Origin of the sequence: Mycobacterium sp. NBC_00419, from assembly GCF_036023875.1 — a bacterium.
Classification (GTDB): Bacteria; Actinomycetota; Actinomycetes; order Mycobacteriales; family Mycobacteriaceae; genus Mycobacterium.
Map to the genome: position 1 here is coordinate 2,761,464 of NZ_CP107931.1, position 16,148 is coordinate 2,777,611.

15 protein-coding genes are annotated in these 16,148 nt (G+C 68.2%); 11 read left to right on the plus strand and 4 right to left on the minus strand.

Translation table 11 applies throughout. The annotated features are described in order from the left end of the window. Positions 1-6: 6 nt before the first annotated feature. The gene (locus OG976_RS13185) at positions 7-792 is read left to right on the plus strand and encodes an LLM class F420-dependent oxidoreductase (protein WP_328362910.1); all 786 of its coding nucleotides are present in this window, start codon (positions 7-9) and stop codon (positions 790-792) included. A gap of 1 nt (position 793) precedes the next feature. Here the strand turns inward: OG976_RS13185 and OG976_RS13190 are convergent, their stop codons facing one another. Beyond that, a complete protein-coding gene (locus OG976_RS13190; protein ID WP_328362912.1) occupies positions 794-1,966 on the minus strand; it encodes a cytochrome P450 in 1,173 nt (390 codons plus the stop codon). A gap of 131 nt (positions 1,967-2,097) precedes the next feature. Here OG976_RS13190 and OG976_RS13195 point away from each other — a divergent pair, with 131 nt between their 5' ends. The 4 genes from OG976_RS13195 (at position 2,098) to OG976_RS13210 (ending at position 5,845) form a co-directional block, all read left to right on the plus strand. Then, positions 2,098-2,763, plus strand: coding sequence for a GntR family transcriptional regulator (locus tag OG976_RS13195; RefSeq protein ID WP_328362914.1), 666 nt, complete (start codon positions 2,098-2,100; stop codon positions 2,761-2,763). Between the two features lie 49 nt (positions 2,764-2,812). Next, complete coding sequence (locus OG976_RS13200; RefSeq protein WP_328363530.1) at positions 2,813-4,579, plus strand: ABC transporter substrate-binding protein/permease; 1,767 nt, start codon at positions 2,813-2,815, stop codon at positions 4,577-4,579. After that, positions 4,579-5,328 (plus strand): amino acid ABC transporter ATP-binding protein, encoded by a 750-nt coding sequence (locus OG976_RS13205; protein WP_328362916.1) that lies wholly within the window; start codon positions 4,579-4,581, stop codon positions 5,326-5,328. The genes OG976_RS13200 and OG976_RS13205 overlap by 1 nt, the downstream gene beginning before the upstream one ends. A gap of 61 nt (positions 5,329-5,389) precedes the next feature. Next, a complete protein-coding gene (locus OG976_RS13210; protein ID WP_328362917.1) occupies positions 5,390-5,845 on the plus strand; it encodes a MarR family winged helix-turn-helix transcriptional regulator in 456 nt (151 codons plus the stop codon). An 8-nt stretch (positions 5,846-5,853) separates the two neighbouring features. Here the strand turns inward: OG976_RS13210 and ggh are convergent, their stop codons facing one another. After that, complete coding sequence (gene ggh / locus OG976_RS13215) at positions 5,854-7,194, minus strand: glucosylglycerate hydrolase (protein WP_328362918.1); 1,341 nt, start codon at positions 7,192-7,194, stop codon at positions 5,854-5,856. 53 nt (positions 7,195-7,247) lie between these two features. Between ggh and OG976_RS13220 the strand changes: the two genes are divergently transcribed. Next, the gene (locus OG976_RS13220; protein WP_328362920.1) at positions 7,248-7,973 is read left to right on the plus strand and encodes an SDR family oxidoreductase; all 726 of its coding nucleotides are present in this window, start codon (positions 7,248-7,250) and stop codon (positions 7,971-7,973) included. 15 nt (positions 7,974-7,988) lie between these two features. Here OG976_RS13220 and leuS read toward each other — a convergent pair whose 3' ends face one another. Continuing rightward, positions 7,989-10,853 (minus strand): leucine--tRNA ligase, encoded by a 2,865-nt coding sequence (leuS, locus tag OG976_RS13225; RefSeq protein WP_328362922.1) that lies wholly within the window; start codon positions 10,851-10,853, stop codon positions 7,989-7,991. Between the two features lie 250 nt (positions 10,854-11,103). Between leuS and OG976_RS13230 the strand changes: the two genes are divergently transcribed. Genes OG976_RS13230 through OG976_RS13240 form a run of 3 tightly spaced genes read left to right on the plus strand, consistent with a single transcriptional unit; the run spans position 11,104 to position 13,389 of the window. Beyond that, positions 11,104-12,045, plus strand: a complete 942-nt coding sequence (locus OG976_RS13230; protein WP_328362924.1) for an LpqN/LpqT family lipoprotein — start codon at positions 11,104-11,106, stop codon at positions 12,043-12,045. Between the two features lie 23 nt (positions 12,046-12,068). Beyond that, entirely contained in the window at positions 12,069-12,407 is a 339-nt protein-coding gene (locus tag OG976_RS13235; protein ID WP_328362926.1) for a hypothetical protein, read from the plus strand. 4 nt (positions 12,408-12,411) lie between these two features. Further along, positions 12,412-13,389, plus strand: a complete 978-nt coding sequence (locus OG976_RS13240) for a bile acid:sodium symporter family protein (RefSeq protein WP_328362928.1) — start codon at positions 12,412-12,414, stop codon at positions 13,387-13,389. Here OG976_RS13240 and OG976_RS13245 read toward each other — a convergent pair. Further along, positions 13,386-13,991: a YqgE/AlgH family protein gene (locus OG976_RS13245; protein ID WP_328362930.1), complete on the minus strand. Its 606-nt coding sequence runs from the start codon at positions 13,989-13,991 to the stop codon at positions 13,386-13,388. The two genes, OG976_RS13240 and OG976_RS13245, sit on opposite strands and share 4 nt — an antisense overlap. A 77-nt stretch (positions 13,992-14,068) precedes the next feature. Between OG976_RS13245 and OG976_RS13250 the strand changes: the two genes are divergently transcribed. Both OG976_RS13250 and OG976_RS13255 read left to right on the plus strand, forming a co-directional pair. Then, positions 14,069-15,358 (plus strand): MFS transporter, encoded by a 1,290-nt coding sequence (locus OG976_RS13250; RefSeq protein ID WP_328362932.1) that lies wholly within the window; start codon positions 14,069-14,071, stop codon positions 15,356-15,358. 9 nt (positions 15,359-15,367) lie between these two features. Next, positions 15,368-16,144, plus strand: coding sequence for a TIGR03084 family metal-binding protein (locus OG976_RS13255; protein ID WP_328362933.1), 777 nt, complete (start codon positions 15,368-15,370; stop codon positions 16,142-16,144). Positions 16,145-16,148: the final 4 nt, after the last annotated feature.

Consider the following 16,148-nt stretch of genomic DNA (forward strand, 5'->3'; position numbering starts at 1 on the left):
TGCGATGTGACCTTTCCCATTCGCATCGGCGTGCAGCTTCAGCCCCAACATTCCGACGACTACGCCCAGATCCGCGACGCGGTGCTCCGCTGCGAGGACATGGGTGTCGACGTGGTCTTCAACTGGGACCACTTCTATCCGCTCTACGGCGATCCCGACGGCGCTCACTACGAGTGCTGGACCATGCTCGGCGCCTGGGCCGAACAGACCTCCCGCGTCGAGATCGGCGCGCTGGTCTCCTGTAACTCGTATCGCAATCCCGAACTGCTGGCCGACATGGCCCGCACTGTCGACCACATCTCGGGCGGCCGGCTGATCCTGGGCATCGGATCAGGCTGGAAACAAAAGGACTACGACGAGTACGGCTACGAGTTCGGCACCGTCGGCAGCAGGCTCGACGATCTGGCGCAGGCGCTGCCGCGGATCAAGTCCCGGCTGGCCAAGCTCAACCCCGCGCCGACCCGGCACATCCCGATCCTCATCGGCGGGCAGGGTGAGCGCAAGACACTGCGTCTGGTCGCCGAGCACGCCGACCAGTGGCACAGCTTCACCAACGCCGAGACCTACCCCGGCAAGGCCGAGGCGTTGGCGCGGCACTGTGCCGACGTCGGCCGCGACCCCGCCAGCATCGAACGCTCCTCAGGTGTGGAAGGCCGCGACGCCGACACCCTGGCGGCCAACGCCGGGGCACTGGCCGGTCTGGGCGTGACGCTGATGACCGTCGGCTGCGATGGCCCGGATTACGACCTGACTGCCGCGCAGGCGCTGATCAACTGGCGCGACCGCCGCTGACTCAGCAGGGTTCGAACTCCAGCGGCAGCGACTTCAGGCCGAACGTCCCTGCGGGCCAAAGGGTCTCCGCCTCGCCGGCCAGCCGGTACTCGGGGATCCGGGCGTGAAACTCCTCGATGGTGAGCCGTAGTTCACGGCGCGCCAGATGAGATCCGAGGCAACGATGGATGCCGCCACCAAACCCCAGGTGGGTGGCCTTGGCGGTCAGGTTCATCTCGTGCGGCGTCTCGGCGTACGAGCCCTCACGGTTGGCGGTGCCGAGCATGAGTAGCACGGGTGAGTCGGCGGGGATCGTCACGCCCTCGACCTCGACGTCAGCCGTCGTCTTGCGCGGTACGCCGGGAACCGGGCCGTCGAGACGCAGGACCTCTTCGACAAACGGGGTGATCAACGCCGGGTCGGCGATGAGGCGTTGGCGCAGTTCGGGATTGGCGGCCAATGTCTGCAGCGAGTACCCGATGGCCCCGGTCACCGTGTCGAGGCCGGCGAGCACGATGAGGAAGCACAGCCCCAAGATTTCGGCGTCCGTCCACGCGTCGTCCCCGTCAAGGGCCAAGACTGAACTGAGCATGTCGTTGCCCGGATGGCTGCGTTTGATCTCGAGCTGCTCGGCAAGGAAACCGAACAGCGCGATGCTGCTTTCGATCACCCGAGGCGACGCTTCGCCGTCGAGGGAGCCGACCTCGCGGTCCTTGATGATGCCGGAGACCCAGTCCAAGAACTGGGGCAGGTGCTCGAGCGGAAGCCCGAACAACGTCAGGATCGCCTGCGTCGGAAACTTGTAGGACAGATCGGCGACCACGTCGCAGCGGCCGGTAGGCGCGAAGACATCGATATGGCCGCGCAACTGCGCCCGCAGATCGGCATCCATGGCCGCCATGCGTTTGGGCCCGAACATCGGGTCGAGCACGCGCCGGTAGTCGGCATGTTTGGGCGGATCGATCGCGAGCGGGATCATCTGGATGGCGTTCGCCACGCCGTCGAAGGCCTTGGCCGAGGAGAACAGGGCCGGGTTCTTCTGCGCGAACCGCACCCCGTCGTAGCTGGTGATCACCCACGTGTTGCCCATCTTGTACACCGGGCCCGGGCGGCGCAGATACTCCATCGCGGCGGTACGCCCCTGCGCCAAGGGCAGCAACGAGTAGTAGTCGTCGGGCAATTCCGTCGTCATCATGCCGGCAGCGTAACGAGACTGGCAGTCTCGTTTGTGCCGATTGGCGGATTCGCGTGGCACTGGCATGTCTGACCAGGCAGGATGTCCGGAGCGCGCCACCCCTCCCAACGGTGCGCATTCGAGGGAACTCCATGCCCAAACGCTATGGCGTGAAGGAAAAGGACCAGGTCGTTGTTCATATCCTCGACCTGCTCATGGCGGGCAGACTCCGCTCCGGTGATCGGGTCGACCGCAACGAGATCGCGGCGGCCCTGGGGCTCAGCCGCGTTCCGGTCCAGGAGGCACTGGTTCAGCTGGAGCATGACGGGATCCTGGTCACGCGCTACCACCGCGGGGCCTTCGTCCAGAAGTTCGACGAGGCGACGCTGCGCGAGCACCACGAAGTGCACGGTCTGCTCACCGGGGCGGTGTCAGCCCGCGCTGCCGCCGACCCCCGACCGGAGGTGCTCGCAGACCTCGGCGCCGCGATGGTGGTCGTGCGTACCGCCGGCGGCTCGCGGGCCTATGTCGATGGCGCCGAGCGGTTCCGGGACGTCGTCATCGCCGGATACGCCGGTCCGCGCCTGGCGGCGACCATCCGCTCCTCGCGCAGCTTCATGCCGTGGAAGTTCTGGGCCGAGTACAAGGATTCGCGCGTCCATCTGTTGCCGATTCTCGAGGCCGAGTATGCCGCCCTAGTGCGGGGGGACCCGGCCGCGGCCCGGCGCGCGTGCGTCGACAGGGCCGACCTGATGGCAGACCTGCTGATTGCCGAGCTCGAACGGCGCGGGGTTTTCGCGGGTCTGGATTCCGCCTGATTCGAAGACGTGCCTCGCGCCGCGTCCCGACTACCGTCTAATGATGACCATGTACTGGCGCAGGCTGCTGGCCGTGCTGATCGTGTTGTTGCTGACGTTCAGCCTCGCTCCGATGGCACCGGCGAGTGCCGACCAGTGCGCCCCACCCGGCGAGAAGTCGGCCAGCGCGCTGCCCACCAACCTTGCCGCCGCAGCCAGCGGATCCGGCGAGGACAAGTACACAACTGCGACCACCGAGCCGTTGGATGCCGTGAAACTGGACGCGTTGCGGCTGATCACCCCGGGCACCCTCACCGTCGGCACCCTGTCCGACGCACCGCCGAGCATCTGCATCAACGCCCAGGGACAGTTCACCGGCTTCGACAATGAGCTGCTGCGGGCGATCGCCGAGAAGCTCGGGCTGAAGATCACCTTCGTCGGCACCGAGTTCTCCGGCCTGCTCGCCCAGGTCGCCGCGCGCCGGTTCGACGTCGGCTCGTCGTCGATCACCACCACCGACGCACGCCGTCGCACGGTCGGCTTCACCAACGGCTACGACTTCGGTTACTTCTCGCTGGTCGTACCGTCGGGCTCGCCGATCACCGGGTTCGGCAAGCTCGGCCCCGGACAGCGCATCGGCGTCGTGCAAGGCACGGTGCAGGAGTCCTACGTGATCGACACCCTGGGACTACAGCCGGTCAAGTTCCCGGACTACAACACCGTCTACGCCAGCCTCAAGACGCGTCAGATCGACGCCTGGGTGGCGCCCTCGCAGCAGGCGCAGGGCACCGTTCAACCGGGTGACCCCGCGGTGATCGTCGAAAACACTTTCAGCTTGGACAATTTCGTCGCCTACGCCGTGGCGAAAGAGAACCGGCCGCTGATCGACGCCCTCAACGCCGGCCTGGACGCCGTGATCGCCGACGGCACCTGGTCGCGGCTCTACGCCGACTGGGTGCCGCGCGCACTACCCCCGGGATGGAAGCCGGGGTCCAAGGCGGCCCCGCTGCCGCAACTGCCCGACTTCAACGCGATCGCCGCCAGCCAGAAGCCCGCCGAGGCCGCCCCGGTGGTCACCAAGTCGGTGCTGACGCAGTTGCGGGAGTCCTTCTTGGATATCGAGCTTTACAAGCAGGCGATCCCCGACCTGCTGCGGACCGGGCTGCCCAACACCCTGCTGCTGACCGTCAGCGCCAGCATCATCGGCCTGCTGCTGGGGATGGCGCTCGCGGTCGCCGGGATCTCCCGCTCGCGCTGGCTGAGACTGCCCGCCCGCATCTACACCGACATCTTCCGCGGACTGCCGGAAGTCGTGATCATCCTGCTGATCGGTTTGGGAATCGGGCCGGTGGTCGGTGGGCTGACCGGAAACAACCCGTACCCCTTGGGTATCGCCGCGCTGGGCCTGATGGCCGCGGCCTACATCGGCGAGATCTTCCGCTCGGGTATCCAAAGTGTGGAGCCCGGCCAGATGGAAGCCTCTCGCGCACTTGGCTTCAGCTACTCCTCCTCGATGCGGCTGGTGGTGATACCGCAGGGTGTTCGCCGGGTGTTGCCGGCTCTGGTCAATCAGTTCATCTCGCTGCTGAAAGCCTCGTCGCTGGTGTACTTCCTCGGGTTGGTGGCCAGCCAGCGGGAGCTGTTCCAGGTCGGCCGTGACCTCAACGCGCAGACCGGCAACCTCTCGCCGTTGGTCGCGGCCGGCCTGTTCTACCTGCTGCTGACGATTCCGCTGACCCACCTGGTGAACTACATCGACAACCGGCTGCGCCGCGGCCGACCGCCGGCAGACGAGGACCCGCTGGAACCCAGCATCACGAGTCAGGAGATGGTGTGATGGCCCAGCAGAGCATCCGCCCGGAGCCGGTTTCGTTGGCGGCCAACGACATTCATCTCGCCTTCGGAAACAACGCGGTGCTGCGCGGCGTCGACATCGACGTTCCGGCAGGGACGACCGCTGCCGTCATCGGTCCGTCCGGGTCGGGCAAGTCCACCCTGTTGCGCACACTGAATCGGCTCTACGAACCCGAGCGCGGCGACATCCTGCTCGACGGCCGGTCGGTGCTGCGCGACGACCCGGACAAGCTGCGTCAGCGGATCGGCATGGTGTTTCAGCATTTCAACCTGTTCCCGCACCGAACGGTTCTCGACAATGTGGCGCTGGGCCCGCGCAAGCTCAAGAACCTCTCGGCTGACGAAGCCCGCGAGCTGGCGCTCGCCCAGCTCGACCGGGTGGGTTTGAAACACAAGGCCGACGTGCGGCCGGCGACCCTGTCCGGCGGCCAGCAGCAGCGGGTGGCGATCGCCCGTGCGCTGGCGATGACGCCGCAGGTGATGTTCTTCGACGAAGCGACCTCGGCGTTGGATCCCGAGCTGGTGAAGGGCATCCTGGCGCTGATCGCCGAGCTCGGCGCCGACGGGATGACGATGGTCGTCGTGACACACGAGATGGGCTTCGCCCGCTCGACCGCGGACACGGTGGTGTTCATGGATCACGGGAAAGTTGTCGAGTCCGGGCCGCCCGATCAGATCTTCACCGCTGCCACCACCGACCGGCTGCAACGGTTCCTGTCGCAGGTTCTGTAGCCTCGCCGCCGAAAACGCGATTACACGACGGTTGCCAACCGACCGGTTAGACTAGCGAACTATGATTGAGGCCGAACCGCAGGTCACCGACCTGTCTGGGGACTTGCAGCGCGTCCTCTCCAAGTTGTTCTCGGTCTTGCGCCGGGGCGATCCCCGCACCCCCAACAGCGGTGACCTCACGCTCGCCCAGATGTCGATCCTGTTGACCCTGCTCGACACCGGCCCCATTCGGATGACCGAGCTCGCCGCACGCGAGCGGGTGCGCACCCCCACCACCACGGTCGCCATTCGCCGGCTGGAGAAACTCGGTCTGGTCAAGCGGTCCCGCGACCCCTCGGACCTACGGGCGGTCTTGGTGGAGGTCACCCCGGAGGGGTTGGTGCAGCACCGTGAAGCGCTGGCGCACCGCCGCGCCCACCTGGCCTCGCTGCTGGCCCGGCTCTCCGACGAGGAGCGCGAAACGTTGGCCAGAGCGCTCGGGCCTCTGGAACGGATTACCGACCAGTCCGAGACCTGACCGTCGGGCTAGCCCAGCCAGTCCAACACGGCCGCAGCCGTCCACGACTGCTGCATGCTGCCCAGCGGTTCACCGGTGAACGGCTCGTAGTACTCGGCGAACGTGCCGTCGCTGGCTTGGCGCAGCCCTTCTCGGCGCAGAATCAGTGAGCGTTCCGACCAACCCCGGCGGGCGAATGCCCACGAGAACAGCCAGGTCAGCACCGGCCACACCGGTCCCCGCCAGTACTCGCGCGGGCGAAAGTCCTTGGACACCGGCGATGTTGACGGGACGACTGCGTACTTGAGGTCCGGGTGACCGCAAAACCGCGGGCCCTCCAGGATGCGTAACAACGCGCGTTCCTGGTCATGCGGCAGCCCGCCGCACAGCAGCGGGGCGAACTGGGCGGCCGTATCGGTGGCGATCCACTTGTCCGCTCGGACGTCGAAATCCTTTGCTGCGCCAGTTCTTTCGTCGGTGGTGGCGACGACACCCACGCGGAACCGCTCTGCCCAGGAATACAGGTCCCGCACGTCGGCGTGGGGTCGCTTGTATTCCTCACCGATGTTGGCCAGCACGTCGCAGGCCAATGAGAAGATCGCCGAGACGAACACGTCCTCGACGGCGAAGCTCATGACTTTCGGCAAGAGGTAGTCGTCGTAGCGCGCCGACTTCATCTCCTCGAGCAGCCAGAGGTAGCGGTCGTACTCGGTGTCCGACGGCCGCTGGGTCGGGTCGGTGACGATGTGGTTGTCCTCGCGCTGATACTCCGGCACGCTTCCGGGAATCACGTTGGCGTAGGCGGAATCCCACCGCGGGGAGTTGTCCATCCCGGACTCCCAGCCGTGGTACAGGGTGATGCGGCCACGCTGATTCTGGTCACGGGCCTCGGCCAGCCAGCGGTGCCAGCGCACCAGATCCGACCAACGCCGGTCCAGGAACGACTCGGCCACCGCCCGGGTCGAGCGGCCCCGCATGCGCGCGCGGTCGAGGATCCGTTGCACCGCGATCGCATGCACCGGGGGCTGCGTGATGCCCGAGGTGTGCCGGCTGCGCGGGGCGTGGGCGGCCAGCGCCGAACAGGCCCACCGCGCTGGGCCGGGGAAGTACCCGTCCACGCCCTGGGCGAACACGATGTGCGGGATCATCCCGTTGGTCCACTGCGCCGACAACAGTGTGTCGAGTTCGACGACGGCCCGTTCGACACTGAGTGGAGCCAGGCCGACGGCCACGAAGGCGGCGTCCCAACTCCACATGTGCGGGTAGAGCTGCGGGGCGGCCGAGGTCATCACACCCAAGTCGTTTCCGCGCAGGAGGTAGGCCGCACGGGCGGCCAACTGCGTTGGACCGAAGCTCGGGTCGAATGCCACGCGTTCATTCTGCGGCCCGCCGCTGTGAATCGCAGGTCGGTAGGGTGACAAGCATGCCGACCGAGGGTGATCCGGGGAGTAGGACCGGCGGGCAGGAGCGCAGCGACCCGGGGAGTAGGACCGCGTTGATCACGGGGGCGGGCGGCGGAATCGGGTCCGCGATCGCCGAGGCGCTGGCACCCACCCACACGCTGCTGCTGGCAGGCCGGCCGTCAGCCCGGCTGGATGCCGTCGCCGCGCGACTCGGCGCCACCACCTGGCCGCTTGATCTGGCCGATCCGGAGTCGATCGAGGCAGCGGCCGAACCGCTGGCCGAGTTGGACGTCCTGGTGCACAACGCCGGAGTGGCCTACCCGGGGCGGTTCGACGAGTCGATCCCCGAGCAGTGGCGGGCGAGTTTCGAGATCAATGTGACCGGTCCCGTCGCCCTCACACTGGCCCTTCTGCCGGCCTTGCGCGCAGCCCGAGGTCAGGTGGTGTTCATCAACTCCGGCGCGGGCATCAACGTCTCCCCCGGCCTGGCGGCGTACTCGGCCAGCAAGTTCGCCCAGCGCGCGTTCGCCGATTCGCTGCGCGCCGACGAGCCGAGCCTGCGCGTCACCAGCGTGCACCCGGGCCGGGTCGACACCGAGATGCAGCAGGACCTGGTCGCCTACGAGGGCGGCGAGTATGACCCTGCCCGCTTCCTGTCGCCGCACACCGTGGCGCGCATCGTGGCCGAAGTGATCGCCACCCCACCCGACGCCCACACTCATCAGGTCGTCGTCCGCCCCCGGTGATGTCGGCGCGACGACCTAGAGGACGAGGTTGACCAGCCGGCCCGGCACCACGATGACCTTCTTGGGGGTGGCGCCGGCCAGGAAGGCCTGCACCTTCTCATCGGCCAGTGCCGCAGCCTCCAGGCTCGCCTTGTCGGCGTCGGCGGCCACCGTGATGCGTCCGCGCACCTTCCCGTTGACCTGCACCGGGTATTCGACGGTGTCGGTCACCAGATAGGTCTCGTCGGCCACCGGAAACGGCCCGTGTCCCAGCGAGGTGTCGTGACCCAGCCGTCGCCACAGCTCCTCGGCCAGGTGCGGGGCCAGCGGCGCCACCATGAGCACCAGGGGCTCCAGCGCCGCGCGGGCGGTGATGCCTTCCTTGGTGAGGTGGTTGGTGTACTCGATGAGCTTGGCCGCCGCGGTGTTGTTGCGCAGTCCCGCGTAGTCGTCGCGGACACCGGCGATGGTGCGGTGCAGCAGGCGCAGGGTCTGCTCGTCGAGCGACTCGTGCTCGGAAACCCTTTCGGCGTCCGTGCTTTCGTCGACGACCAGCCGCCAGACCCGCTGCAGGAAGCGGTGTGCGCCGACGACGTCCTTGGTGGCCCACGGCCGCGACGCCTCCAGCGGGCCCATCGACATCTCATAGACGCGCAACGTGTCCGCACCGTAGTTGTCGCAGATCTCGTCGGGCGAGATCGAGTTCTTCAGACTCTTGCCGATCTTGCCGAACTCCTGGAACACCTCGATCTCGCCGTCAGGCCCGGGCAGGAAGAACTTTCCGCCGCGCTCGACGACATCGGCGGCCGACACATAGGCGCCGCGCGAATCGGTGTAGGCGAACGCCTGGATGTAGCCCTGATTCACCAAGCGGCGGTAGGGCTCCCGCGAGGTGACGTGGCCCAGATCGTGCAATACCTTGTGCCAGAAGCGCGAATACAGCAGGTGCAGCACCGCGTGTTCGACGCCGCCCACGTACAGATCCACCCCGCCGGGGTCGGCCGGCCCGTGCTCCGCCGGGCGCGGGCCCATCCAGTAGGCCTCGTTCTCCTTGGCGCAGAACTCTTCTGAGTTGTGCGGGTCGGCGTAGCGCAGCTCGTACCACGAGCTGCCCGCCCACTGCGGCATCACGTTGGTGTCGCGGGTGTAGGGCTGGAGTCCGTCGCCGAGGTCGAGATCGACGTGCACCCACTCGCCTGCCTTGTTCAGCGGCGGCGACGGTTCGCTGTCGGCATTGTCAGGATCGAACAACACCGGCGAGTAGTCGGCGATGTCGGGCAGCTCCACCGGCAATGCCGAGTCGGGCAGCGGATGCGCGCGGCCGTCGGCGTCGTAGACGATCGGGAACGGCTCACCCCAGTACCGCTGGCGCGCGAAAAGCCAATCCCGAAGCTTGTATTCGACCCGCGCACGGCCGCGGCCGTCGGCTTCGAGCCGCTCGGTGATCGCCTTCTTGGCATCCTCAACGCTGCGCCCGTCCAGGTACTGCGAATTGACCAGCACGCCGTCGCCGGTGTGGGCGGCCTCGGTGATGTCGCCGCCGGAGATCACCTCACGGATCGGCAGGCCGAACTCGCTGGCGAACTCCCAGTCCCGCTGATCGTGACCGGGCACGGCCATGATCGCGCCGGTGCCGTATCCGGCCAGGACGTAGTCGGCGATGAAGATCGGAACCTGTTGTCCATCAGCCGGATTGGTGGCATAGGTGCCGAGGAAGACGCCGGTCTTGGCCTTGTTCTCCTGGCGTTCCAGATCCGACTTCGCCGCGATCGCCCGCCGATAGGCCGCCACTGCGTCGGCGGGGGTGGCGGCGCCGCCGGTCCACCGCGGGTCGACGCCGTCGGGCCACTGCGCGGCCAGCAGGCCGTCGACAAGATCATGCTCGGGGGCCAGCACCAGATACGTCGCACCGAACAGGGTGTCGGGGCGGGTGGTGAACACCTCGATGTCGGAGCCGCCGGCGCCGAACAGCACCGAGGCGCCGGTGGAACGCCCGATCCAGTTGCGCTGCATGGCCTTGACCTTCTCGGGCCAATCCAGCACGTCGAGATCCTCGAGCAGCCGGTCGGAGTAGGCGGTGATGCGCATCATCCACTGCCGCAGCCGCTTACGGAACACCGGGAAGTTGCCGCGTTCGCTGCGGCCGTCGGAGGTGACCTCCTCGTTGGCCAGCACGGTGCCCAGTCCGGGACACCAGTTCACCAGTGAGTCGGCGCGATACACCAGCCGGTAGCCGTCCACCACGTCGGCACGGTCGCCGGCCGACAACTGCGACCACGTCCTGCCGTCGTCGAGAGATCTTGCGCCGCTGTCGAATTCCGCTATCAACTCGGCGATCGGGCGGGCCTTGTTCTGGGCGGTGTCGAACCAGGCGTTGTAGATCTGCAGGAAGATCCACTGAGTCCACTTGTAGAAGTCGACGTCGGTGGTGGAGAAACTGCGCCGCTGGTCGTGGCCCAGCCCCAGCCGCCCGAGCTGGCGGCGGAAGTTGACGATATTGGCCTCGGTGCGCTCCCGCGGGTGCGTGCCGGTCTGAACCGCGTACTGCTCGGCCGGCAGGCCGAAGGCATCGAAGCCCAGTGCGTGCAGCACGTTGCGGCCGGTCATCCGGAAGTAGCGCGCGTAGACGTCGGTGGCGATGTAGCCCAGCGGATGGCCGACGTGCAATCCCTCGCCCGAGGGATAGGGGAACATGTCCTGGACGAACATCTTGTCGGCGGGGACAGCCGAACCGTCCGACGGTGCCAGCGCGCCGACCGGGTTGGGCACGTTGAACGTCCCCTGGCTCTGCCAGTTGTCCTGCCATGTCCGCTCGATCCGCCCCGCCACGTCGGCGGTATAGCGGTGCCGCGGCACGTCAGCGTCGGCGTCGGCGGGCCCCGCGGTCGGCGATTCGGTCACGCAGACAGGGTATAAGCACGCTGACGGGCTCCGCCGACCCGGCAAGGCGCTGTGACGCGACCGGCCGCAGTGCCCCGCTGTGGCGGTTGCCCCCGCCCCCGCAACGGGTTGGTATCAGTTGCGTTGCAGAGCGGTCAGGGGTTGGTTCCAGCTGTGTTCCGGCCCTACCCTCCGGGTTTCGGCGGCCGATACAGTCGGCCCCTGACAAGGGGTTTTATCTGGCCCAACACTGTCGAAAAGGACATCTGCAATGATCACGATCGCCCGTAACTGGCGGGTACTAGTAGGTGGTGTGGCAGCCGGGTCGGCAGCCGTGCTCGGGTTTGCCGGCGCCAGCGCGTCAGCCGAACCGGTCCTCCCCGTCCCGCCTGCGCCTGCCATCACCCAATCCGCCGTCGTAGCTCCCCAGGCCGCATCCGTGGTCGCCACCCCCGCCGCATCGGCGCCGCTGGAAGTTCCCACCACTGTCGCCGCGCCCACCGCGTTGGCTGCTCCGGAGGCCCTGGTTCCCGCGACGTCGGGCACCCTGGCCGAGTTCTTCAAGGCCAAGGGTGTGGTGCTCGAGCCGCAGAAGGCCAGCGGCTTCACCGCGCTCAGCATCGTGCTGCCGATGCCGCGCGGGTGGAGCGTCGTACCCGACCCCAACGTCCCCGACGCCTTCACCGTGCTGGCCGACAGAGTCGGAGGCGACGGTCTCTACACCTCCAACGCGCAGCTCAAGGTGTTCAAGCTGGTCGGGGAGTTCGACCCCAAGGAAGCGATCACCCACGGCTACGTCGACAGCCAGCAGCTGTTCGCCTGGCAGTCCACCGACGCGGCGATGGGCGACTTCGGCGGTTTCCCGTCGTCGATCATCGAGGGCACCTACCGCGAGAACGACCTGACGTTGAACACCTCGCGGCGCAACGTCATCGCACAGTCCGGTGCCGACCGCTACCTGGTGTCGCTGTACGTGACCACCTCGGCCAGCCAGGTCGTCGCCACCGCTGACGCCACCGATTCCATCGTCAACGGGTTCCGGGTGAGCTCGCCGACCGCGACACCGGCAGCCCCGGCAGCCCCCGCGGCCGCGGTCGATGCGCCAGCCGTCGCGGCGCCGAGCGGCGCACCGGCGGCCGCCCCGCTGACCAACACCGCCGCCACGGCGACGGTCACCGTCACCGTTCCCGCGGATCCGGCGCAACCCCGCTGACCCGGGCCTCGTATTCTGGCCCCATGCTGATTGCGGGCGTGGTGTCCCTGGCGCTGGCCGTCTTGGTCGGTGGCTCGGGCCTGTGGACGATCACCCGTCCCGTCACCGACCTCACCTCCGAGGTGATGCGCGCCGTGGCACCCACCCAGCTGGCAGCCGCCGTGATGCTCGCCGTCGGCGGGGTCACCGCGATGGCCGCCCCGGCGCCCATCGGGCTCCTCGCGGTCATCGTCTGCGGGGTCGGTGCGCTCGGCACGATCGGCGCGGGATCCTGGCAGGGCGCCCGCTACGCCGCACGCCGCGAGGCGACCTCGAGCGGGTGCGCGGGCAGCTGCACGAGCTGCGTGCGGTCCTGCCAGTAGTCCGTTGAGCCGGGGCCGGCTGTCGCGGATTCCCCTCGACACCTTCCTTCTGCTGCTGGTCGCCGTGGTGGCGCTCGCGACGGTGCTGCCCGCCCAGGGTGCGGCCGCAGACGTGCTGTCGGTGGCTACGAAGGCCGCGATAGCGCTGCTGTTCGTCCTCTACGGCGCGCGGCTGTCACCCCAGCAGGCGTGGCACGGCGTCCGCCAGTGGAAGCTGCATCTGCTGGTGCTGGCCACCACCTTCGTGGTCTTCCCGCTGCTCGGGCTTGCCGCCCGGGCCCTAGTCCCCACAGTGCTGACCACCGACCTCTACACCGGGCTGCTGTTCCTGTGCCTGGTGCCCTCCACCGTGCAGTCCTCGATCGCGTTCACCTCGATCGCCCGCGGTCACGTATCCGCCGCGATCGTCAGTGCGTCGCTGTCCAACATCCTCGGAGTGGTGCTCACTCCCCTGCTCGTCGTGGCGCTGATGCCCTTGAGCGGGGCGCCACACGTCGACGGCTCGGCGATCGCCGACATCGTGCTGCAGCTGCTCCTGCCGTTCGCCGTCGGCCAGCTACTGCGGCCCTGGCTGGCCCCGTGGCTCGCCCGGCACACAGCACTGACGCATGTCGTCGACCGCGGCTCGATCCTGCTGATCGTCTACGCCGCGTTCTCGGTGGGCATGACCGAGCACATCTGGAGCAGCGTGCAGCCGTGGCGCGTGGTCGCCGTCGCCGTGGTCAGCGCGGTGCTGCTGGCGGTGGTGCTGGGCATCACCGTGCTGACCGGCCGGCTGGCCGGACTGGACCGCGGGGACGCCATCGTGCTGATGTTCTGCGGCTCGAAGAAGAGCCTGGCCTCCGGGCTACCGATGGCCCTGGTCCTGTTCCCGGCCTCCAGCGTGGGCCTGATCATGTTGCCCCTCATGCTGTTTCACCAGATCCAGCTGTTCGTCTGCGCGGTGATCGCCAGCCGGCTGGCGCGCAGCGCAGCGGACTAGTTGCGGCTGACGTCGATGGGGTGGGTCGCCAGCAGCGACAGCGGCAGCGGCTGACGGCGCAGCACCCGCCCCCACAGATCCACCTTCGGTTCGACCAGCACGTCAGAAGGCAACGCCGACAAGACAATCCAGTCGTCGCGTTCGATCTCGCCCTCCAGCTGGCCGATGGTCCAGCCGGAGTATCCGGCGAAGATGCGCACACCTTCGACGGCCGGTTCGATCAGATCGGGGTCGGCGTCGAGATCGACCATCACCATCCGGCCCGCGATGTGGCGCAGGCCGGGCATGCCCTGCGGATCGGTACCCACCCGCAGCGTGCCCAGGCACAGGGCGGCATCGCGTTTCACCGGCCCGCCGATGAACATGGTCTTTGGCTTGGTGACCAGCTTCGCCCACTGCGGCAATACGTTGTAGACGGCAGTTTCACTCGGCCGGTTGAGAACCACACCCAAGGTGCCGCCGTCGTTGTGCTCGACGACGTAGATGACGCTGCGCCGGAACGTCGGCTCCATCAGATCGGTGTTGGCGAGCAGCAGCGTTCCGGCCCGCACGCGGTTGGCTGCGGGCGCGACGAAGTCCTCAGGATCCTCCGGCTGTGCCACCCCCCCATCATCGCATCACCGCGGTTTCGAGGTGGCGAACAGGCAGCCGCCCGGTAGAGATTTGTAGTGTTGGAGGGATGGTCGACGCCCGCGCACCCGGTTCGCTGTGGCGTGCGGTGCGCGGCATGCCCGAGTTCTGGCGGCTGCTCGAGCTGCGCACGGCAAGCCAGTTCGGTGACGGGCTCTTCCAGGCCGCGTTGGCCGGAGGCCTGCTGTTCAACCCGGAGCGCGCTGCCGACCCGTGGGCGGTGGCCGGCGCGTTCGCGGTGCTGTTCCTTCCCTATTCGATCGTCGGCCCGTTCGCCGGTGCGCTGCTGGACCGCTGGGATCGCCGCACCGTGCTCGTCGGGGCCAACGCCGGCCGCCTGGTTCTGGTGATCGCCGCCGGCGTGCTGCTGGCCGTCGGGGCCAGCGACCAGGTGGTGTTGTGCAGCGCCTTGATCGTCAACGGGTTCAGCCGATTCGTCACCTCGGGACTGTCGGCGGCACTGCCGCACGTGGTGCCCCGCGACCAGGTGGTGACCATGAACTCGGTGGCCACCGCGACGGGGGCCACGGCCACCTTCCTCGGCGCCAACTTCATGCTGTTGCCGCGGTGGATCTTCGGTGCCGGTGACACCGGCGCGGCGACCATCATCTTCCTCGTTGCGATCCCCGTCGCTGTGGCACTGGTGCTGTCGATGCGGTTCCCGACCCACGAACTGGGGCCCGACGAAACCGAACGGGCCGTGCATGGTTCTGCGTTCTATGCCGTGGCCACCGGCTGGCTGTACGGCGCGCGGACCGTCGTGACCACACCGACCGTCGCGGCCACCCTGTCCGGGCTGTCTGCCCACCGCATGGTGTTCGGCATCAACTCACTGCTGGTGCTGGTGATCGTGCGGCACAGCGACACCCCGGCCGTCACCGGTCTGGGGCTTGGTACCGCGGTCATCTTCGTCGCCGCCACGGGCAGCGGCTCGTTCCTGGCCAACGTGCTCACCCCGGCGGCGGTTCGACGCTGGGGCCGCTATGCGACGGCGAACGCGGCACTGATGAGCGCGGCCGTCATCACCGTTGCGGGTGCCACCCTGCAACTGGTGGTCATGGTGGTGTGCGGCTTCTTCCTCGGCCTCGCCGGCCAGGTGGTCAAGCTGTGTGCTGACACCGCGATGCAGATCGACGTCGACGACGCGCTGCGCGGACACGTGTTCGCGGTGCAGGACTCACTGTTCTGGCTGTCCTTCATCCTCGCGACGACCGTGTCGGCGGCGGTGATACCGCTCGACGGGCATGCGCCGCTGCTGGCGCTGTCCGGCTCGCTGATCTATCTGGTGGGGCTCGCGGCGCACGCGGCCATCGGCAGCCGGGGCAGCACCGCGCTCTAGGCTGACGCCATGGCCGATGCGGGTCCGATCATCGACGATCTGCGCGACGAGAGCGACGCCCTCGACGCGTTGGTCGCCCCACTGACCGACGACGGATGGCGCCTGCCGACACCGGCGGCGGGCTGGACCGTCACCCATCAGATCGCGCACCTGTGGTGGACGGACCAGGCCGCCTTGACGTCGATCACCGACGAGGCCGGGTTCGCCGAGATGCTGGCCGCTGCGAATGCCGACCCGCTGGGATTCGTCGACAAGGCCACCGAGGAGATCGTCGCCGCCGCGACGCCGCCGCACCTGCTGGCCCAGTGGCGCGAGACCCGGGCCGCTCTGCACCACGAACTGCGCGGCGTCGCCGACGGCCGCAAACTGCTGTGGTTCGGGCCGCCCATGAGCGCACCGTCGATGGCCACCGCGCGGCTGATGGAGACCTGGGCGCACGGCCTGGACGTCGCCGACGCGGTGGGCGTCGCGGTGGCGCCGACCGAACGGTTGAAGTCGATCGCGCACCTGGGTGTGCGCACCCGCGACTTCGCCTTCACCGTGCACGGGCTGACCCCGCCAGTCGGGCCGTTCCGGGTCGAGTTGCGCGCGCCCGACGGCGGCCTGTGGACATGGGGTCCGCAGGACGCCGCCGAGCGGGTCACCGGTTCGGTCCTCGACTTCTGCTACCTGGTGACGCAACGCCGGCCCCTCGGCGACCTCGACGTGGTCGCCCACGGTCCGGATGCCGAGACGTGGCTGACCATCGCGCAGGCCTTCGCGGGCCCGCCGGGCAGCGGACGGTAACTCC